The sequence below is a fragment of the Streptomyces sp. ITFR-6 genome (assembly GCF_031844725.1).
Taxonomy (GTDB): Bacteria; Actinomycetota; Actinomycetes; order Streptomycetales; family Streptomycetaceae; genus Streptomyces.
Genome location: NZ_CP134612.1, coordinates 4,686,379 through 4,705,329, shown reverse-complemented (window position 1 = coordinate 4,705,329; position 18,951 = coordinate 4,686,379). Strand labels below are relative to the sequence as shown.

Annotated in this window: 18 protein-coding genes and 1 pseudogene; 11 read left to right on the top strand and 8 right to left on the bottom strand. The window is 70.2% G+C overall.

Going from position 1 to position 18,951, the window contains the following annotated elements:
- The first annotated feature begins 19 nt into the window (after window positions 1–19).
- From folP to RLT59_RS21295, 6 genes are all read left to right on the top strand, one after another.
- A complete protein-coding gene (folP, locus tag RLT59_RS21320) occupies window positions 20–817 on the top strand; it encodes a dihydropteroate synthase (RefSeq protein WP_311307806.1) in 798 nt (265 codons plus the stop codon).
- On the top strand, window positions 814–1,296 hold the full coding sequence (locus RLT59_RS21315) for a nuclear transport factor 2 family protein (protein WP_311304865.1): 483 nt from the start codon (window positions 814–816) through the stop codon (window positions 1,294–1,296). The genes folP and RLT59_RS21315 overlap by 4 nt, the downstream gene beginning before the upstream one ends.
- A 211-nt stretch (window positions 1,297–1,507) precedes the next feature.
- Entirely contained in the window at window positions 1,508–1,867 is a 360-nt protein-coding gene (gene folB / locus RLT59_RS21310) for a dihydroneopterin aldolase (RefSeq protein WP_024493348.1), read from the top strand.
- Window positions 1,864–2,475, top strand: a complete 612-nt coding sequence (folK, locus tag RLT59_RS21305; protein ID WP_311304864.1) for a 2-amino-4-hydroxy-6-hydroxymethyldihydropteridine diphosphokinase — start codon at window positions 1,864–1,866, stop codon at window positions 2,473–2,475. The genes folB and folK overlap by 4 nt, the downstream gene beginning before the upstream one ends.
- A 73-nt stretch (window positions 2,476–2,548) precedes the next feature.
- Window positions 2,549–3,031 carry a DUF3180 domain-containing protein gene (locus RLT59_RS21300; protein WP_311304863.1) on the top strand — a complete coding sequence of 161 codons (483 nt, stop codon included), beginning with the start codon at window positions 2,549–2,551 and terminating at the stop codon, window positions 3,029–3,031.
- 315 nt (window positions 3,032–3,346) lie between these two features.
- Window positions 3,347–3,778 carry a hypothetical protein gene (locus RLT59_RS21295; RefSeq protein ID WP_311304862.1) on the top strand — a complete coding sequence of 144 codons (432 nt, stop codon included), beginning with the start codon at window positions 3,347–3,349 and terminating at the stop codon, window positions 3,776–3,778.
- Window positions 3,779–3,879: 101 nt separating this feature from the next.
- On the opposite strand, the gene folE is transcribed toward RLT59_RS21295, so the two are convergent.
- The 6 genes from folE to dacB all read right to left on the bottom strand — a co-directional run bounded on the left by folE (window position 3,880) and on the right by dacB (window position 11,474).
- Window positions 3,880–4,485, bottom strand: a complete 606-nt coding sequence (gene folE / locus RLT59_RS21290; protein ID WP_311304861.1) for a GTP cyclohydrolase I FolE — start codon at window positions 4,483–4,485, stop codon at window positions 3,880–3,882.
- A gap of 148 nt (window positions 4,486–4,633) precedes the next feature.
- Window positions 4,634–6,661, bottom strand: a complete 2,028-nt coding sequence (gene ftsH, locus RLT59_RS21285) for an ATP-dependent zinc metalloprotease FtsH (RefSeq protein WP_311304860.1) — start codon at window positions 6,659–6,661, stop codon at window positions 4,634–4,636.
- Window positions 6,662–6,857: 196 nt separating this feature from the next.
- A complete protein-coding gene (gene hpt, locus RLT59_RS21280) occupies window positions 6,858–7,397 on the bottom strand; it encodes a hypoxanthine phosphoribosyltransferase (protein ID WP_037777945.1) in 540 nt (179 codons plus the stop codon).
- A gap of 99 nt (window positions 7,398–7,496) precedes the next feature.
- A complete protein-coding gene (tilS, locus tag RLT59_RS21275) occupies window positions 7,497–8,588 on the bottom strand; it encodes a tRNA lysidine(34) synthetase TilS (protein WP_311304859.1) in 1,092 nt (363 codons plus the stop codon).
- Between the two features lie 201 nt (window positions 8,589–8,789).
- Entirely contained in the window at window positions 8,790–9,923 is a 1,134-nt protein-coding gene (locus RLT59_RS21270) for an Rv3626c family coenzyme F420 biosynthesis-associated protein (RefSeq protein WP_311304858.1), read from the bottom strand.
- 54 nt (window positions 9,924–9,977) lie between these two features.
- Window positions 9,978–11,474 carry a D-alanyl-D-alanine carboxypeptidase/D-alanyl-D-alanine endopeptidase gene (gene dacB / locus RLT59_RS21265; protein WP_311304857.1) on the bottom strand — a complete coding sequence of 499 codons (1,497 nt, stop codon included), beginning with the start codon at window positions 11,472–11,474 and terminating at the stop codon, window positions 9,978–9,980.
- Window positions 11,475–11,560: 86 nt separating this feature from the next.
- Between dacB and RLT59_RS21260 the strand changes: the two genes are divergently transcribed.
- Window positions 11,561–12,055, top strand: a complete 495-nt coding sequence (locus RLT59_RS21260; RefSeq protein ID WP_024491916.1) for an inorganic diphosphatase — start codon at window positions 11,561–11,563, stop codon at window positions 12,053–12,055.
- Between the two features lie 200 nt (window positions 12,056–12,255).
- Window positions 12,256–13,968, top strand: coding sequence for a threonine/serine exporter family protein (locus tag RLT59_RS21255; RefSeq protein ID WP_311304856.1), 1,713 nt, complete (start codon window positions 12,256–12,258; stop codon window positions 13,966–13,968).
- Window positions 13,969–13,990: 22 nt separating this feature from the next.
- On the opposite strand, the gene RLT59_RS21250 is transcribed toward RLT59_RS21255, so the two are convergent.
- Window positions 13,991–14,701, bottom strand: coding sequence for a DedA family protein (locus tag RLT59_RS21250; protein ID WP_311304855.1), 711 nt, complete (start codon window positions 14,699–14,701; stop codon window positions 13,991–13,993).
- A 148-nt stretch (window positions 14,702–14,849) separates the two neighbouring features.
- Here RLT59_RS21250 and RLT59_RS21245 point away from each other — a divergent pair, with 148 nt between their 5' ends.
- A complete protein-coding gene (locus tag RLT59_RS21245) occupies window positions 14,850–15,215 on the top strand; it encodes a YbjQ family protein (RefSeq protein WP_073733657.1) in 366 nt (121 codons plus the stop codon).
- Between the two features lie 52 nt (window positions 15,216–15,267).
- On the opposite strand, the gene RLT59_RS21240 is transcribed toward RLT59_RS21245, so the two are convergent.
- Complete coding sequence (locus tag RLT59_RS21240; RefSeq protein WP_311304854.1) at window positions 15,268–16,026, bottom strand: MerR family transcriptional regulator; 759 nt, start codon at window positions 16,024–16,026, stop codon at window positions 15,268–15,270.
- 182 nt (window positions 16,027–16,208) lie between these two features.
- On the opposite strand from RLT59_RS21240, the pseudogene RLT59_RS21235 reads away from it, so the two are divergent.
- Both RLT59_RS21235 and RLT59_RS21230 read left to right on the top strand, forming a co-directional pair.
- A pseudogene (locus RLT59_RS21235) lies at window positions 16,209–17,428 on the top strand (ion channel protein).
- Window positions 17,429–17,527: 99 nt separating this feature from the next.
- The gene (locus RLT59_RS21230; RefSeq protein WP_311304853.1) at window positions 17,528–18,949 is read left to right on the top strand and encodes a glutamate decarboxylase; all 1,422 of its coding nucleotides are present in this window, start codon (window positions 17,528–17,530) and stop codon (window positions 18,947–18,949) included.
- Window positions 18,950–18,951 lie beyond the last annotated feature (2 nt).

Genomic DNA, 18,951 nt, shown 5'->3' with positions numbered 1-18,951 from the left:
GTGGGACCGCTGTGCGGTCATGGGTGTCGTCAATGTGACCCCCGACTCCTTCTCCGACGGGGGCCGCTGGTTCGACACCACGACGGCCGTCAAGCACGGTCTCGACCTGGTGGGCGAGGGCGCCGACCTCGTCGACGTCGGCGGTGAGTCGACGCGCCCCGGAGCCAGCCGGGTCGACGAGTCCGAGGAGCTGCGCCGGGTCGTCCCAGTGGTCCGCGGACTCCTCTCCGAAGGGGTCACCGTCTCCGTGGACACCATGCGGGCCCGGGTCGCGGAGCAGGCCGTCGAGGCGGGCGCGGTCCTCGTCAACGACGTGAGCGGCGGGCTCGCGGACCCGGACATGGTCCCGGTCGTCGCCGCCGCCGGGGTCCCCTTCGTCGTCATGCACTGGCGCGGCTTCAGCGAGACGATGAACAGCCGGGCGGTGTACGGGGATGTCGTCGCGGAGGTCGTCGAGGAGCTGCGGACCCGGATGGACGCCGTGGTCTGCGGCGGTGTCGCCCCCGAACGCATCGTGATCGACCCCGGCCTCGGCTTCGCCAAGGACGCCGGCCACGACCTCTCGCTCATCGCCCGTCTGGACGCCCTGCACGCCCTGGGCCGTCCGCTGCTGGTCGCCGCCTCCCGGAAGCGGTTCCTGGGCCACGTACTGGCCGGGCCGGGCGCCGCACCGCCACCCGCCCGCGAACGTGACGCGGCCACCGCCGCGATCTCCGCGCTCGCCGCCCGCGCCGGCGCCTGGGCCGTCCGGGTCCACGAGGTACGCGCCACCGCCGACGCCGTACGCGTCGCCCGCGCCGTCGAGGGAGCCGCGTGAACGAGTCGCGGGACGAGCACGCGGACGCGGCCGCCGACATCGAGGCGGTCGAGCTGGCCAACACCGCCTTCTACGAGGCGATGGAGCGCGGGGACCTCGACGAACTGACCGGGCTCTGGCTGCCCGGCGACGATCTCACCGTCTCCTGCGTCCACCCGGGCTGGCCGGTGCTCACCGGCCGCGGCGAGGTGCTGCGCAGCTACGCGCTGATCATGGCGAACACCGAGTACATCCAGTTCTTCCTGACCGACGTCGGGGTGTCCATGACCGGCGACACCGCCCTGGTCACCTGCACGGAGAACATCCTCAGCGGCGGACCCGCTGAGGAGGGCAGCTCGCTGGGGCCGCTGGTGGGCCAGCTGGTCGTCGCCACCAATGTGTTCCGGCGCACTCCCGACGGCTGGAAGCTCTGGTCCCACCACGGGTCACCCGTACTGGCCGAAACCGGTGAGGAAGAGGACGAAGAGTCCCCCTCCTGAATGGGTACAAGACCGGTGGAGGACTGAATAGCGACTCCCCGGGATTGGAATCGGGCACATCCGGGTATCTGCGGCTACCCGGCCCCGTGCGGTCCGCCGTGGGCCCCACAGGCGAGTGCTGTCGGTGCCCGCAGGTAGATTCCAGTGAGGGCAGGACGCCGCCCGCACGCGGCCCGTGCCCCTACGACCAACAACAGCAGGAGTGATTCGCGTGGATCGTGTCGCGCTGCGCGGCCTCAAGGCCCGCGGGCACCATGGTGTCTTTCCCCGGGAACGGGAAGAGGGACAGACCTTCATCGTGGACCTGGTGCTCGGCCTCGACACCCGCCCCGCGGCAGCCGCCGACGACCTGACGAAGACCGTGCACTACGGCGTGGTCGCGGAGGAGGTCGTCGACGTCGTCAAGGGCGAACCGGTCGATCTGATCGAGACGCTCGCGGAGCGCATCGCCCAGCAGTGCCTCAAGCACGAAGGCGTCGAGGAGGTGGAGGTCGTGGTGCACAAGCCGGATGCGCCCATCACAGTCCCCTTCGACGACGTCACCATCACCATCACCCGGAGCCGAGCATGACTGCATTTTCTACCGAGGGGCAGAGCGACCCGACCGTACAGCCGGTTCCCGCCTCCGTGGTCGAACAGGTGGACGCCGCGGACATCACCCTCTCCAACCCCAAACGCGCCGTGATCTCCCTGGGCTCCAACCTCGGCAACCGCCTGGAGACCCTCCAGGGCGCCATCGACGCCCTGGAGGACACCCCCGGCCTCCGGGTCAAGGCGGTCTCCCCGGTGTACGAGACGGAGCCCTGGGGCGTCGACCCCGGCTCCCAGCCCTCGTACTTCAACGCGGTCGTCGTCGTGAAGACCACGCTGCCCCCGTCCTCCCTCCTGGAGCGCGGCCAGGCCATCGAGGAGGCCTTCGACCGGGTCCGCGAGGAGCGCTGGGGTCCGCGCACGATCGACGTCGACATCGTGGCGTACGCCGATGTCGTCTCCGACGATCCGGTGCTCACCCTCCCGCACCCCCGGGCCCGCGAGCGCGCCTTCGTCCTCGCCCCGTGGCACGACGTGGATCCGGCGGCCCAGCTGCCCGGCGTCGGCCCGGTCGCCGATCTGCTGGCCGGTGTCGGCCGCGGCAGCGTACTGCCCCGGGCCGACCTGGAACTCCGGCTGCCCGAGTAGTCGTTAGGCTCTGAGGAACAGCAGGAAAGATCACAGCGGCACAGATCACAGGCGGCGAAGGGCGGCTCACCCGGTGAAGCAACTACGGCTCGGAGTACTGGCGGGCCTCTTCGCCGCCGCCGGGGTGCTGTCCTGGGGCGGCGCCCGCCTCTGGGACTCTCTCGGCACCCTGCCGAGCGTGCCCCTGGCCGCCCCCATCGTCCTCGCGGTGATCGCCGTCGTCCTGCTGGCGACCGCGCTCTCCATCCGCTCCCGGCTGCGCGCCCAGCGTGAGCGCCGGCCGGGCGCGAAGGGCGTCGAGCCCCTGATGGCCGCCCGCGCCGTGGTCTTCGGCCAGGCCAGCGCCCTGGTCGTCGCCCTGGTCGCCGGGATGTACGGCGGCGTCGGCGTCTTCCTGCTGGGCTCCCTCGACATGCCGGCCCGCCGCGACCAGGCGATCTACGCCGGCTTCGCGGTCCTGGCCGGCATCGCGGTGATAGCGGCCGCCCTCTTCCTGGAACGCGTCTGCAAGCTCCCGGACGACGAGGACGACAACAAGAACGCGGCGGGGGCGTAGCCCACCGCCGGGCCGCTTCCGGACAACGCGCTTCCGGAGAGCAAACCGGAACGGCCAATTACGGAACCTTGAATTCCGGATCACCGAGCCCCCGATCTGCCGCCCGCATTCCACCCCCATTACTTCCGCTATACAGCCCCCCTCAGATCCCACGCAATACATTTGAGGGTTAACTGAGGTCCGCCCTCATCGTCCCCGAGCTTCTCGCATTAACCCGGGACACGAGCAGGCGAGAGTGTTAACGTTCCGATGCGACGAAGATCAACCGGGCGCCCGTCGGCGTCCGGCTCTCGAATCGAAACGGGGAGCATCAACGTGAAGCGCAGTTTGCAGAGTGTGGGCGTCGGGGTGGCCGTCGTCGCCTCCGTCCTCCTTTCCTCCACGTCGGCCAACGCGGCAGCCATCTCGGGCAAGGGCAAGGCGTACTACGGCTGCACCAACACAGTGAAGGTGTGGCGCACCGGGAAGACCGTCTACGCGAACGCGAAGCAGGTCTGCACCCACAAGATGAGTGCCCAGCGCCCGTCCGTCGCGCTTTCCGGGAACAACGGAAAGACATTCGCAAGCAAAATCGCAGGCTGCCGTAAGTCCAAGTCGTGCACCACACCCACGGTCAAGGTGAAGGCGACAAAAAAGTGGACCTACCGGGCCTCGAATTCCGGAACCGGTAGTTTCATTTCCCAGAATGGTTCCGACTCGTGGTGGCCCGTGAACAGCGTGGCCCACGCCACGTACAAGTACAAGTAGCCCACAAAGCCTTTCGGCGGGCCTGAGGGCCGGTGGATCCCAGCGATCCGCCGGCCCTCAGCCGCACGTACGGGGCGTCGGGCGGGCCGGTACCGGCCCGGTCAGCGGGCCATGATCAGGCTCATGGCCTCGGCCCGCGTCGCGGGGTCGCGGAGCTGTCCGCGCACCGCGGAGGTCAGTGTCTTCGCACCGGGCTTGCGGATACCGCGCATCGACATGCACATGTGCTCGCACTCGACGACGACGACGACTCCACGCGGCTCCAGGATCTCCATCAGCGACTCGGCGATCTGAGTGGTGAGCCGTTCCTGGACCTGCGGACGGCGGGCATAGACGTCCACCAGCCGGGCCAGCTTCGACAGGCCGGTGATCTTGCCGCTCGCCGCCGGGATGTATCCGACGTGCGCCACCCCGTGGAAGGGCACCAGATGGTGTTCACAGGTACTGAAGACCTCGATGTCCTTGACCAGCACCATCTCGTCGTGGCCGAGGTCGAACGTGGTCGTCAGCACGTCCTCGGGCGCCTGGTACAGACCCGCGAAAATCTCCTTGTACGCCCGTGCCACCCGCCCCGGGGTCTCCCGCAGCCCCTCCCGGTCCGGGTCCTCGCCCACGGCGATGAGGAGCTCGCGTACGGCTGCGGCGGCGCGCTTCTCGTCGAACTCACCGATCGGATCCTGGCCGTCCAGCGTCACCGGGTCGGTCATCTGTGCCTCGTTCCATTGAGCTGTCAGCTGCGTGGACATTCGCGCAGATATACGAAAGCCGCGCCCCCACAGGCTAAAACCTGGAGGACGCGGCTTCCATTCCGGGCCCGCCCGAACCCCTGTGACGGGGGTCGCACGGGTCCGGTATCTAGCTCTCGGGACGATCCTCGGGGATCGACTCGGTGGCCGGGACGATGTCCGCGACCGGGGAGCCGTTCGCCGTGGTGGCGCCGTTCGTGAGGGCGAGTTCCTTCGGGGAGAGCACCGGCGGCCGGGTGGACGGCGTGCGCCGGGCGGACCCGGTCCACGCCGGACGGGCCGGACGCTTGACGATCGGAGCGAAGATCTCAGCGATCTCCGCCTTGCCGAGGGTCTCCTTCTCAAGGAGCTGGAGAACCAGTGCGTCCAGAACGTCTCGGTTCTCGACCAGGATCTCCCACGCGTCGTTGTGCGCGCTCTCGATGAGCTTCTTGACCTCTTCGTCGACCAGCGCGGCGACCTCTTCCGAGTAGTCGCGCTGGTGGCCCATCTCGCGGCCCACGAAGGGTTCGGTGTTGTCGCCGCCGAACTTGATCGCGCCGAGCCGCTCCGTCATGCCGTACTGCGTGACCATCGCGCGGGCCGTTGCGGTGGCCTTCTCGATGTCGTTCGCAGCGCCGGTGGTCGGATCGTGGAAGACCAGCTCCTCGGCCGCGCGCCCTCCCAGCATGTATGCCAGCTGGTCGAGCATCTCGTTGCGCGTCGTGGAGTACTTGTCCTCCTCCGGGAGCACCATCGTGTAACCGAGGGCGCGGCCGCGGGAGAGGATCGTGATCTTGTGGACCGGGTCCGACTGAGGTGAGGCCGCCGCGACCAGGGCGTGTCCGCCCTCGTGGTACGCGGTGATCTTCTTCTCCTTCTCGGACATGATCCGGGTCCGCTTCTGCGGACCCGCCACGACGCGGTCGATGGCCTCGTCGAGCATGTTGTTGTCGATCAGCTTCAGATTGCCGCGCGCCGTGAGGAGCGCCGCTTCGTTCAGCACGTTCGACAGGTCGGCACCGGTGAAGCCGGGCGTACGACGGGCAACGGCGCCGAGATCGACGTCCGGTGCGACCGGCTTGCCCTTCTGGTGGACCTTGAGGATCTCCAGCCGGCCGATCATGTCCGGCCGGTCGACCGCGATCTGCCGGTCGAAGCGGCCCGGACGCAGCAGCGCCGGGTCGAGGATGTCCGGCCGGTTCGTGGCGGCGATCAGGATCACGCCGCCCTTCACGTCGAAGCCGTCCATCTCGACGAGCAGCTGGTTCAGCGTCTGCTCGCGCTCGTCGTGACCGCCGCCCATGCCGGCACCGCGGTGCCGGCCGACCGCGTCGATCTCGTCGACGAAGACGATCGCCGGGGCGTTCGCCTTGGCCTGCTCGAAGAGGTCGCGCACCCGGGAGGCACCGACACCGACGAACATCTCGACGAAGTCGGAACCGGAGATCGAGTAGAACGGGACGCCCGCCTCGCCGGCGACGGCGCGTGCGAGCAGCGTCTTGCCCGTACCGGGAGGCCCGTACAGCAGGACACCCTTGGGGATCTTGGCGCCGACGGCCTGGAACTTCGCCGGCTCCTGGAGGAACTCCTTGATCTCGTAGAGCTCCTCGACCGCCTCGTCCGAGCCCGCCACATCGGCGAACGTCGTCTTGGGGGTGTCCTTGGTGATCAGCTTGGCCTTGGACTTGCCGAACTGCATGACCTTGGAGCCGCCACCCTGCATCTGGTTCATCAGAAACAGGAAGACGACCACGATGAGGACGAAGGGCAGCAGCGAGAAGAGGATCGAGACGAACGGGGACTGCTTCGACGGCGAGACGGTGTAACCCTTCTCGATGTCACCGCTCTCGAACTTCTTCTGCAGCGTGTCGGCCAGCTCGACGCCCTGGTCGCCGATGTAGCTCGCCTGGAACTTGCTGCCGGACTCGCCAGAGAGTTTCTGGCCGTCCTTCATCTCGATCTTGAGGATTTGATCGTCACCGGTGGTGAGCTTGGCCTGCTCCACCTGGTTCTTACTGATCGCCTGGATCACCTTGCCGGTGTCCACCGTCTTGTAGCCGCCGGACGAGCCGACGACCTGCATCAACACGACCACGGCGAGGACGGCCAGCACGATCCACATGACCGGCCCACGGAAGTATCGCTTCACGTCCATCCATACGGAGCGAAGTCGCCCCGTCCCTCCTGCCCGTAGGTAAATGCTGCGTGTGAGTAAAGACTGTTCTTCGGACGGTACCCCAGCATTGTCACCGACGACCGCCGGGGACGTCTGTCAAACCCGCCTTCGAAGGCTCAACGGCGGGAAATCCGTGAGGGTTCCCCGGAGTCGGTGCGGGTTGTGCGGGTCCTGGTCAGCCGCCGTAGACGTGCGGGGCGAGCGTGCCGACGAAGGGGAGGTTGCGGTACTTCTCCGCGTAGTCCAGCCCGTAGCCGACGACGAACTCGTTGGGGATGTCGAAGCCGACCCACTTGCAGTCGAGCGCGACCTTCGCCGCGTCGGGCTTGCGCAGCAGGGTGCAGATCTCCAGCGAGGCGGGCTCGCGCGAGCCCAGGTTCGACATCAGCCAGGACAGGGTCAGACCCGAGTCGATGATGTCCTCGACGATCAGGACGTGCTTGCCCTTGATGTCGGTGTCCAGGTCCTTGAGGATCCGGACGACACCGGAGGACTGGGTGCCCGCTCCGTACGAGGAGACGGCCATCCAGTCCATGGTGACGGGGGTGGACAGGGCGCGCGCCAGGTCCGCCATGACCATCACCGCGCCCTTGAGGACACCGACGAGGAGCAGGTCCTTGCCCGCGTACTCCGCGTCGATCTTCGCGGCCAGTTCGACGAGCTTCGCGTCGATCTCTTCCTTGGTGAGGAGCACCGACTGAAGGTCGGTACCCATGTCCTTCTCGTTCACCCGCGTCTCTTTCTTTGCCTGCCTGGTCCGGGTGGTGTCCCCGGACCTGCGCGGCCGCTCGCCTGCATGTCAGCCGCTTGTGCGTCAGCTCTGCCGAATCACCAGTCTGCCACCCTGGCGCAGGGCTTCGACGCGGCCGGGCAGGTTGATGGCCTGCTGGCCGCGCCAGCCGGTGATGAGGCGGTCGACTTCCTCGATGTGCCGGGCGAAGAGCGAACCGGCCGGGGAGCCCGCCTCTATGGCGGCCCGGCGCAGTACCCGGCGGCGGACGGCGGGCGGCAGGACGCAGAGCTTGGCGCACTCCAGGCGGCCCGCTTCGTCGCGTACGTCACGGTCGGCCTCCGCGGCCCAGGTGTCCAGGGCGTCGGCGTCGTCGCGGGAGAGCTGTGCGGTACGGGCGAGGGCCTCGACGACTCCTTTGCCCAGCGCCTTCTCCAGGGCGGGCAGGCCCTCGTGACGGAGCCGGGAGCGGGTGTAGGCGGGGTCGATGTTGTGCGGGTCGTCCCAGACGGTCAGGGACTGGACCAGGCAGGCCTTGCGGGCGGTCTGCCGGTCGAGCTGGAGGAAGGGGCGGCGGTAGCGGCCGGCCGGTCCGGACGCGGCGGCCATGCCGGAGAGGGAGCGGATGCCGGAGCCGCGGGCGAGCCCCAGCAGCACCGTCTCCGCCTGGTCGTCGCGGGTGTGGCCGAGCAGGACGGCGGCGGCGCCGTGGCGTTCGGCCGCCGCGTCCAGTGCGGCGTAGCGGGCGTCGCGGGCGGCGGCCTCGGGTCCGCCGTCGTGGCCGACCCGTACCGCGACGGCCTCGACCGGGTCGAGGTCCATGGCGCTGAGGCGGCCGACGACCTCGGTGGCCCGGGTGTCGGAGCCGTCCTGGAGGCCGTGGTCGACGGTGATGCCGCCGGCCCGGACGGGGAGTTTGCGGGCCTCGAAGGCGAGTGCGGAGGCGAGCGCCATGGAATCGGCGCCACCGGAGCATGCCACCAGCACCAGAGGGGTATCGGGTCGTTCGGGAAGTGCGGCGCGCCGTCGGCCGGCGCCGGCTTCGGCGAGCTCGGGGTGCGGGGCGCGTCCGGCGTGCGGAGCTCGTTCGGTCTGTTCGGCGAAGTCGGTGATGACGTCGTGGAGTACGCGGCGGACCGCCAGGCGTATCGCCGCGACCGCAGGATGGGGACCCATGTCCGGTGCCCTTCGTGAAGTTTCGGAGAGGAGCTTCGGAGTGCCGGGACAGGAAAGAGTGCCGTCACTCAGAGTGCGTCGATGGTGACAGAGCAATGCCGTTCAACGAGCATTGCACGCCTTCCCATGCCCCTACGGTCCCTCGGATGGGTGATTACCGGCGCGTTCGACCGTGGCCGCGAGCCCCTGTTCGCGCCGTGATCATGACTCTGCCTTACGGTGCACCCTCGCGATCCAGTCCGCCGGCTTGGCGATCTCCGCCTTGGTGGGGAGGGTGTTGGGCGAGGTCCAGACCCGGTTGAAGCCGTCCATGCCGACCTCGTCGACCACGGCGCGCACGAACCGCTCGCCGTCCCGGTACTGGCGCAGCTTCGCGTCGAGGCCCAGGAGCTTGCGCAGGGCCTGGTCGAGCCGGCTCGCGCCGCGCGCCCTGCGCTGCTGGAACTTCTCCCGGATCTCCCCGACGGACGAGACCACTTCGGGGCCGACGCCGTCCATCACGTAGTCCGCGTGCCCCTCCAGCAGGGACATCACCGCGGTGAGCCGGCTGAGGATCTCGCGCTGGGCGGGCGTCTGCACGACCTCGACGAGGCTGCGTCCGCCGTCCTCGCCCTCCTCGCCCTCCGGCCGGCCGCCGGCCAGCGACTGGGCGGCCTCGCGGAGCCGTTCCAGCACGGTCATCGGGTCGACGTCGGTCTCGTCCAGGAATGACTGGATCTCGCCCTGCAGATGGTCGCGGAGCCAGGGCACCGCGGTGAACTGGGTGCGGTGGGTCTCCTCGTGGAGGGCGACCCAGAGCCGGAAGTCGTGCGGGTCGACCTCCAGTTCCCGTTCGACGTGGACGATGTTCGGGGCGACGAGCAGGAGCCTGCCGCCGCCTTCGGCCGAGGCGGGGAGGTCACGGGTGGCGGGGGCGAACGTCTCGTACTGGCCGAGGACCCGGGAGGCCAGGAACGACAGCAGCATCCCCACCTCCACCCCGGTCACCTTGGAGCCGACCGCGCCGAGCACGGCGCCGCCCGCACCGCCGCCGCGGCGTTCCTCCATCTTGTCCAGGAGGGGGCGCAGCAGTTCGCGGAAGCCCGCGACGTTCGCCTTGATCCAGCCGGCCCGGTCGACGACCAGGACCGGGGTGTCCTCCGGTTCGGTCCCTTCCGGGATCATCCGGGTGAAGGCGCGGACGTGTTCCTCCGCGGCCTTGGCGTGCCTGCGCAGCTCCGCGACGACCTCGCGGGCCTCCTCGCGGCTGATCTCCGGCCCAGGCCGCACGAATCGGGTCGCGGTCGCAACCGCGAGCTTCCAGTCGACCATCCCCGCACCACCGATGCTCGTCATGCGTCAACCGTACGTGCTCGGTCCCCGGACCGAGCGGCAAATGGGGGGCGGCCTTCAGCCCTTGCCCGCGGCCAGGGCGGTGGCGAGCGAGTCGAGGGCGGACTGGGCCGCGGCCGGGTCTGTGGTGCCCGATGCCAGGAAGGCGAAGGCGAGGAGCCTGCCGTGCGGGTCCACGACGGTGCCGGCGAGGGTGTTGACGCCGGTGAGGGTGCCCGTCTTGGCGCGGATCAGGCCGGTGCCGCCGGACTTCGTCGTGTAGCGGCCGCTGAGCGTGCCGCTGAAGCCGGCCACCGGGAGCCCGGAGAGGACGGAGCGCAGTTCGGGGTGGTCCGGATCGGCCGTACGGGCGAGCAGACCGGCGAGGAGTGCGGCGGTGACCTTGTCGTGGCGGTCGAGTCCGCTGCCGTCGGTGAGGACGACGCCCTTGAGCGGCAGTTTCAGCTTCTTCAGCTGGGCGGTGACGGCCCGTCGGCCGCCGGCGAAGTCCGCCGGCTGGCCCGCTGACAGCGCGGTCTGCCGGGCGAGCGCCTCCGCGATGTCGTTGTCGCTGTTGGTCAGCGCCCGCTCGATGAGTCCGGAGAGCGGGGCGGAGAGGTGCTTGGCGACGGGACGGGACTTCGCGGCCGGCCGGCCCGCCGCCGGCCCGGACCCGGTGTCGACGCCGGCCTTGTCCAGCAGTTCACCGAAGGCGTCGGCGGCGTCCCGGGCGGGGTCCGTGCTGCGCTGGGCGGGGCCGCTCGCGGTGTCGTCGAGGCGGCCCTCGTTGACCATGAGGGCGCTCAGCGGGGCGATGTTCTCGTTGGGGCCGATCGGGTGGAGTGCGGGCCCGGAGTAGCCGGAGGTGTCGTACCGGAGCCGGACCTCGTGGACGCCGGCGGCCTTGACGGCGCGGGCGGTGTCCGCGGCCAGGGTGCGCAGCGCCGCGCGGTCGAGGGTGGGGTCGCCGCCGCCGACGAGGGTCAAGGTGCGGGAGTCGGCGGAGGCACGGACGGTGGTGGGGATGCGGTGGTCGGGGCCGAGCGCGGTCAGGGCCGCGACGGTGGTGGCGATCTTGACCGTGGAGGCCGGGGTCATGGGGGCGTCGGCCCCCTTGCCGTACAGCCGTCTGCCGGTGGCGGTGTCGATGACGACGGCGCTGCGCCGGTCGCCGAGCGCGGAGTCCTTCAGCAGGGGGTCCAGTACGGGGCCGAGTGCGGCCGCCGCGCCGTCCTGGGTCCGGGTGGTGGACCGGTCCGCGGTGGTGCCGAGCGCGGTGAGCACGGCCGGGGCGCTGGGCGCTGGGGCCGGTCCGGCGGGCGCGTCGGGGTCGTGATGTGCGCCACCCGTGGCGTTCCGGGCGGCGGCCCAGTCCTGCTCGGCCTTACGCTGACCCGAGTCCCAGGGACCGGCGGCAAGGACGACGCCGGCTGCGAGCGCCAGGCCGAGGGCGGCGGAGACGGCCGTGAACTGCCAGTTGCTCAGCCCGTTCCGCAGGCCGAGGTGGTCCTTCAGGGCCGCCCCGCTCAGCTTGCCGAACGGATTGACCGACGGTCTTTTCACCGGATCGTCCACCGTTGACCAGCCCCTTTCGCGAGCACACATCTCCGTGAGGGACACTTAACCATCAGTCGTATGTGTTGATCATGGAGGAGCCACCCGTGGAGTTCGACGTCGTTATCGAGATTCCGAAGGGTTCGCGGAACAAGTACGAGGTGGACCACGAGACCGGCCGGATCCGTCTGGACCGTCGGCTCTTCACCTCGACCAGTTACCCGGCGGACTACGGTTTCGTCGAGAACACCCTCGGCGAGGACGGCGACCCGCTGGACGCGCTGGTCATCCTGGAGGAGCCGACGTTCCCCGGCTGCCTCATCAAGTGCCGTGCCATCGGCATGTTCCGGATGACGGACGAGGCCGGCGGCGACGACAAGCTGCTGTGCGTGCCGGCCTCCGACCCCCGGGTGGAGCACCTGCGCGACATCCACCACGTGTCGGAGTTCGACCGCCTGGAGATCCAGCACTTCTTCGAGGTCTACAAGGACCTGGAGCCCGGCAAGTCCGTCGAGGGCGCCGACTGGGTCGGCCGCACCGAGGCCGAGGCCGAGATCGAGAACTCGTACAAGCGCCTCGAGGCGCAGGGCGGCGCTCACTGACGTTCCGTTCGCGGTTCCGTTCCACGGTTCCGCTCGGGCTCTGCTCGTGGTTCCGTTCGCGGTTCCGCTTGTGCGTCTGCTCCAGCGACGGGCGGCACACCTTCACCGGTGTGCCGCCCGTTTCGCGTGGCCGCCCATCTCCGCGGCCATACTGGGCAGGAGCGCTACCGAAGACGCGCAGCCGATGATGAGTGAGGTCAGTGGTGGCGGAACCGGGCGGTCCGGAGGACCAGAAGCCCCAGTCCGACGAGGCACGCAGCGCCTTCTCCCAGCCCGCGGGGGTGGAGAGGTCGGCGTCGCCGTCGGAGGAGGACCACCCGACGTCGGAGTTCGCCCTTCCGGCCGGTCTGACGCCTGAGCAGCAGGGGCCTGGCGGTGGTTCGGGTACGGGTTCCGCTTCCGGTTCCGGAACGGGTTCCGGCTCGGACACCGTGGGCTCGGCGTTCGCCCCGCCGCGCACCTACAGCGCCCGGGACTCCCCCGCCTTCACGCCCGCGCACGGCATCCCGATGATCCGGCTGACCAAGGAAGCGCCCTGGCAGGACCGGATGCGCACGATGCTGCGGATGCCGGTGGCCGAGCGCCCGGCGCCCGAGCCGGTCCAGAAGCACGACGACGCGGGCCCCGCGGTGCCGCGCGTGCTCGACCTGACGCTGCGTATCGGGGAGCTGCTGCTGGCCGGCGGCGAGGGCGCGGAGGACGTCGAGGCGGCGATGTTCGCCGTGACCCGCAGCTACGGGCTGGACCGCTGCGAGCCGACCGTCACCTTCACGCTGCTGTCGATCTCGCACCAGCCCTCGCTGGTCGACGACCCGGTGACGGCGAGCCGTACCGTGCGCCGCCGGGGCACCGACTACACCCGGCTGGCCGCGGTCTTCCGGCTCATCGACGACATCACCACGGAGGAGGGCGAGGTCTCCCTTGAGGAGGCGTACCGGCGCCTCGCGGAGATCCGCAGGAACCGGCACCCGTACCCCGGCTGGGTGCTCACGCTGGCCGCCGGCGGGCTGGCGGGCGCGGCATCGGTGCTGGTCGGCGGTGGCCCCGTGGTCTTCCTGATCGCGGCGCTCGGCGCGATGCTCGGGGACCGGCTGGCCTGGCTGTGTGCCGGGCGCGGGCTTCCGGAGTTCTACCAGTTCGTGGTGGCGGCGATGCCGCCCGCCGCGCTGGGGGTCGCGCTGACCCTGACCCACTGGTCGGACGTACGCCCGTCGGCCGTCATCACCGGTGGGCTGTTCGCGCTGCTGCCGGGGCGGGCCCTGGTGGCGGGGGTGCAGGACGGTCTGACCGGCTACTACATCACCGCGGCCGCGCGGCTCCTGGAGGTCATGTACTTCTTCATCGGGATCGTCGCGGGTGTGCTGCTGGTGCTGTACGGGGGTCTTCAGCTGGGGGCCCAGCTGAACCCGGAGGAGCGGCTGATCTCGCACGACCGGCCGTGGCTCCAGATCCTGGCGTCGATGCTGCTGAGCCTGGCCTTCGCGATCCTGCTCCAGCAGGACCGGTCCACGGTGCTGGCGGTGACCCTCAACGGCGGGGTGGCCTGGATCATCTTCGGGGCGATGGCCAATACCGGCAAGATCTCTCCGGTGGCGGCCACGGCGGTGGCGGCCGGCCTGGTGGGGCTGTTCGGGCAGTTGTTCTCGCGGTACCGGTACACCTCGTCGCTGCCGTTCATCACGGCCGCGATCGGCCCGCTGCTGCCCGGTTCCGCGACGTACTTCGGTCTGCTGGGCATCGCGCAGAACGAGCTGGACCGGGGTCTCGCCTCGCTGTCGACCGCGGTGGCGACGGCCGGGGCCATCGCCATCGGGGTGAACCTGGGAAGCGAGATCTCCCGGCTGTTCATGCGGGTGCCGGGCGCGATCGGCGGCGCGAACCGCCGCGCGGCCAAGCGGACGCGCGGCTTCTGATCCGGCGGTCCCGGGGGCCGGGTCAGCGCTTGGCGTGACGGCCGCGGCGCCCGGTGCCGGTGCCGCCGCCGGCCGGGTCCTGGTCCTCGTCGTCCCGCGCGGCCGCTTCCTTCTTCGACTTGCCGCGGGCGCGCAGGAACTCGATACCGATCGGCACCACCGAGATCAGCACGATCAGGATGAGCATCGCTTCGATGTTCTTGTGCACGAATTCGATCTTGCCCAGGACCGCGCCCAGGACCGTCACCCCGACGCCCCAGATGACGCCGCCGATTATGTTGAACGTGATGAACGAGCGGTAGTTCATCCGGCTCACACCGGCGATGATCGGGGTGAACGTGCGCACGATGGGCACGAAGCGGGCCAGGATCAGCGACTTCGGCCCGTACTTCTCGAAGAACTCGTGGGCCTTCTCGACGTTCTCCTGCTTGAAGAGGCGTGAGTCCGGACGGTTGAAGAGCGCCGGGCCCACCTTGCGACCGAAGAGATAGCCCACCTGGTCACCGACGATCGCCGCCAGGGCGACCAGTACACAGACCAGCCAGAGCGGATTGTGCAGTTTGTCCGTCGTTACCAGCAGACCCGTGGTGAACAGCAGGGCGTCACCGGGCAGGAAGAACCCGATCAGCAGACCGGATTCGGCGAAGACGATGACCAGCACGCCGATCAGTCCGAACTCACCGATGAGATAGTCCGGGTCCAGCCAGCTCGGTCCGAGCGCAAGCGTATTCAAGGGTCCGGGCTCCAGGATGTGGTGGATGACGGCTGCGTGGCCGCCCAAAGCTATCAACGCAACGGAGCGCCTCCGGGTTCCACCGGCCCCCGTGGAGATGCACACCGGGCGAACCGGGGCAAAACTCTCCCCAGGAGGTGCCACACCCATGGGCATTGAGGATTACGGCGGCGGCCAGGCGGCCCAGGCCGATGTGCTGGTCGTCACCACCAACGACGTGCCGGGCCACCAGGTGACCCAGGTCATCGGGGAGGTGTTCGGCCTGACCGTGCGGTCCAGGCACCTCGGCAGCCAGATCGGCGCCGGGCTGAAGTCCATGATCGGCGGCGAGCTGAAGGGGCTGACCAAGACGCTCGTCGAGACCCGCAACCAGGCCATGGAACGACTGGTGGAACAGGCGCGGGCACGGGGCGCCAACGCGGTGCTGATGATGCGCTTCGACGTCTCGGAGGCCGCCGACGTGGGCACCGAGGTCTGCGCGTACGGTACGGCCGCGGTGATCAGCAGGCTCTGAACGCCTTACGGGGACGGCGCCCCGCGGCCCGTCCCCGTAACCGCGCGTCCGGCTATTCGCGGCGGGCCGCGTTGGCGTTGATCGCGTCGCGCAGGTGCTCGGCCAGGCCCGGCCGCATCGACTCGTAGAACGCCTTGAACTGCGGATCGGAGACGTACATCTCGCCGAGACCCCGGTGGATCTCCGGGGTGCAGTCGTAGAACCAGGTCGTGATGTGGAGCCGGTGCTCCTCCGCGAGGTCCATCGCGCGCTCGCCGGCGGCCGGCTCACCGGCCGCCATCAGCGCGTCGTAGTGCTCACCCCAGGAGGCGACCTCCGCCTGCATCCGCTTCCAGTCCTCCTTGGTGTAGCGGGCGGCCCGGCGCTGCGACTCGGCATAGGTATCGGTGTGGCTCCAGCGGCGCTCCGCCTCCTCCGCGTGACGCTCCGGGTCCTTGCCCCCGAAGACCTCGAACTTCTCCTCCGGCGTGAGATTGATGCCCATCTTCCGTGCCTCCATGGCTGTCTCGACCGCTGCGGCCATCCGCTGCAGTTCGCCGATCCGCCCGGACAGCAGCGCGTGCTGGCGGCGCAGGTGTTCCTGCGGGTCTGCTTCCGGGTCGTCGAGCAGGGCCGCGATCCCGTCGAGCGGGAAGCCGAGCTCCCGGTAGAACAGGATCTGCTGGAGCCGGTCGAGGTCGGCGTCGTTGTAGCGCCGGTGACCGGCGTGGCTGCGCCCGCTGGGCGAGAGCAGCCCGATGGCGTCGTAGTGGTGCAGTGTGCGCACCGTGACCCCGGCGAACCCGGCGACCTGCCCCACGGAGTGCTCCATGGCTCCGCGCCCCTTTCCCTGTGCTGAATACATGACAGAGCCTGCGTCCTGACGTGACGTGAGGTGCAAATCCGACGTGCGGTGAGGCGCAGCCCGGCCTGGTGTCAGGTGCGACTCCGAAAGGGGGTCACGCCTCCCCCTTTTGGAGGGTTATAGGGCTTTTGCCTCGCTGTGGTGAGCCGGTGTCCACCGATTCCGCTGTCTCCGCCGAACCGGCCCCCGCGCGCAGGCTGCTGCCGCTCCTCGTCCCCGCGCCGGCCGTCGGAGTGGCCTCCGCCCTCGTGCTGCTCGGGGTCAGTCTGCTCGCGGACCGCTTGCAGGACGTGCTCTGGGAGACGCTGCTCGACGCGCTGTCGATCGGCCGGTACTCCTCGCTGTGGATGATCGTGATGCTCACGGCGATCGGGCTGCTGGCCGGGCTGGTCATCCGGGCGGTGCCCGGCCGGGCCGGTCCCGATCCGGCGACCATGGGCCTGGTCGATCCGCCGCTGGCGCCGGGTGTGGTGCCGGGGCTCCTGCTGGTGACGGTGGTGGCGCTGGCGGGCGGGGTCAGCCTGGGTCCGGAGAACCCGATCACGGCGGCGAACATCGCGCTGGCCTTCTGGGCGGGCCGCCGGTTCGCGCCGGGTGCCCCGGCCGAGCTGTGGGTGTCGCTCGCCGCGGCGGGCACCATCGGCGCGCTGTTCGGCACCCCGATCGCCGCCGCGCTGATCCTCACCGAGACGCCGGCCTCGCGGCCGGTGCGGCGGGGTCCCTCACCATGACGCTGGCCGCCCACCCCAGCTTCGACCTCTCGCTGCCCGACTACACCCACACGCACTGGGGCGACCTGCTCTCCGCCGTCGTCATCGCCTCCGCGGGGGCGGTGCTGGGACTGGCGGCGGTGTACGCCTTCCCCTACGTGCACCGCGCCTTCCGCGCCCTGCCCCATCCGGTCCTGGCGCTGACCCTGGGCGGGCTGCTGCTCGGCCTGCTCGGCGCCCTGGGCGGGCATCTCACCCTGTTCAAGGGGCTGGACGAGGTGAAGGAGCTGGCCGCGGACCCGGACGGCTGGTCGGCGGGGCGGTTCGCCCTCATGGCGGTGGTGAAGACCGGGGCCCGCGGCGACGTGCGGTTTCCGGGACGGGCGGATCTTCCCGGTCGTGTTCGCCGGGTGTCGCTGGGCCTGTGCGCCCATGCCCTGGTCGGCGGGGTGCCGGTGGCCGTCGCGGTGACGTGCGGGGTGCTCGGGGTGCTGCTGGCCGTCACCCGGCAGGGCTGGCTCAGCCTGTTCACGGCCGCGGTGCCGGCCTCCGACATGAACCTGCTCCCGCTGCTCTGCGTCGCCTCGCTGCCGGCCTGGCTGCCGGTGACGGGGCGTCCGCAGATGCAGCTGAAGGAGGACGGCACCCCGCTGCGGTGACCCGGGCGGACCCATCCGGCGGGCCGGGCGCCCGGAGTGTCCGTATGGTCGGATTCGTACGGCCTCGCGGCCAGGAACCGACGAAGGGCAGGCCGGCCGATGCCGCTCCACCAGGGCTCACCCCGCAGCGAACCGTCCGCGGAACAGCGCAGGCTGGCCCTCAACCCGTTCTTCGGGGAGGCCGATCCGACGGCCGGGATGGAGTCGGCGCCGCCCCGCCACAAGCTGCCGGACAGCGCGCTGCCGCCCGCCACCGCGTACCGCCTGGTCCACGACGAGCTGATGCTCGACGGCAACTCGCGGCTCAACCTCGCCACCTTCGTCACCACCTGGATGGAACCCCAGGCCGGAGTGCTGATGGGCGAGTGCCGCGACAAGAACATGATCGACAAGGACGAGTACCCGCGCACCGCCGAGCTGGAGCGGCGCTGCGTGGCGATGCTCGCGGACCTCTGGAACGCCCCGGACCCCGCGACGGCGGTGGGCTGTTCGACGACCGGCTCCAGCGAGGCCTGCATGCTGGCCGCGCTCGCGCTGAAGCGCCGCTGGGCCCTCCGTAACGCCGACCGGTATCCGGCGACCGCCCGGCCCAATCTGGTCATGGGCGTGAACGTGCAGGTCTGCTGGGACAAGTTCTGCACGTTCTGGGAGGTCGAACCGCGCCTGGTCCCGATGGAGGGCGACCGCTTCCACCTCGACCCGCAGGCGGCGGCGGACCTCTGCGACGAGAACACCATCGGCGTGGTCGGCATCCTCGGCTCCACCTTCGACGGCTCGTACGAGCCCATCGCGGAACTCTGCGCCGCCCTCGACGCCCTCCAGGAGCGCACCGGCCTGGACATCCCCGTCCATGTGGACGGGGCGTCCGGGGCGATGGTGGCGCCGTTCCTGGACGAGGACCTGGTCTGGGACTTCCGGCTCCCCCGGGTCTCCTCGATCAACACCTCCGGGCACAAGTACGGGCTGGTCTACCCGGGTGTCGGCTGGGCGCTGTGGCGCTCGCCCGCCGAGCTGCCGGAGGAGCTGGTCTTCCGGGTCAACTACCTGGGCGGGGACATGCCCACGTTCGCGCTGAACTTCTCCCGGCCCGGCGCGCAGGTGGTGGCGCAGTACTACACCTTTCTGCGGCTGGGCCGGGAGGGCTACCGGGCCGTGCAGCAGGCGTCCCGGGACGTGGCGCGCGGCCTCGCCGAACGGATCGAGGCCCTGGGCGACTTCCGCCTCCTCACCCGGGGGGACCAGCTGCCCGTGTTCGCGCTGACGACCGCGCCGGAGGTGACGGCGTACGACGTCTTCGACGTGTCCCGGCGGCTGCGCGAGCGGGGCTGGCTGGTGCCGGCGTACACGTTCCCGGCCAACCGGGAGGATCTGTCGGTGCTGCGGATCGTGTGCCGCAACGGCTTCTCCTCCGACCTCGCGGAGCTGCTGCTGGAGGACCTGCAGCTGCTGCTGCCCGAACTACGGGCGCAGGACCATCCGTTGAGCCGGGATCATGGGGCGGCGACGTCGTTCCACCACTGAGC

Excerpts from the sequence above, each read along its gene's own strand:
- RLT59_RS21245 (WP_073733657.1), top strand. The coding sequence starts at position 14,850 with ATGGGCATTGAGGATTACGGCGGCGGCCAGGCGGCCCAGGCCGATGTG.
- RLT59_RS21240 (WP_311304854.1), bottom strand. The coding sequence starts at position 16,026 with ATGGAGCACTCCGTGGGGCAGGTCGCCGGGTTCGCCGGGGTCACGGTG.
- RLT59_RS21270 (WP_311304858.1), bottom strand. The coding sequence starts at position 9,923 with ATGACGAGCATCGGTGGTGCGGGGATGGTCGACTGGAAGCTCGCGGTT.
- folP (WP_311307806.1), top strand. The coding sequence starts at position 20 with ATGGGTGTCGTCAATGTGACCCCCGACTCCTTCTCCGACGGGGGCCGC.
- folE (WP_311304861.1), bottom strand. The coding sequence starts at position 4,485 with ATGACCGACCCGGTGACGCTGGACGGCCAGGATCCGATCGGTGAGTTC.
- tilS (WP_311304859.1), bottom strand. The coding sequence starts at position 8,588 with ATGGGTCCCCATCCTGCGGTCGCGGCGATACGCCTGGCGGTCCGCCGC.
- ftsH (WP_311304860.1), bottom strand. The coding sequence starts at position 6,661 with ATGGACGTGAAGCGATACTTCCGTGGGCCGGTCATGTGGATCGTGCTG.
- RLT59_RS21230 (WP_311304853.1), top strand. The coding sequence starts at position 17,528 with ATGCCGCTCCACCAGGGCTCACCCCGCAGCGAACCGTCCGCGGAACAG.
- folK (WP_311304864.1), top strand. The coding sequence starts at position 1,864 with ATGACTGCATTTTCTACCGAGGGGCAGAGCGACCCGACCGTACAGCCG.
- hpt (WP_037777945.1), bottom strand. The coding sequence starts at position 7,397 with ATGGGTACCGACCTTCAGTCGGTGCTCCTCACCAAGGAAGAGATCGAC.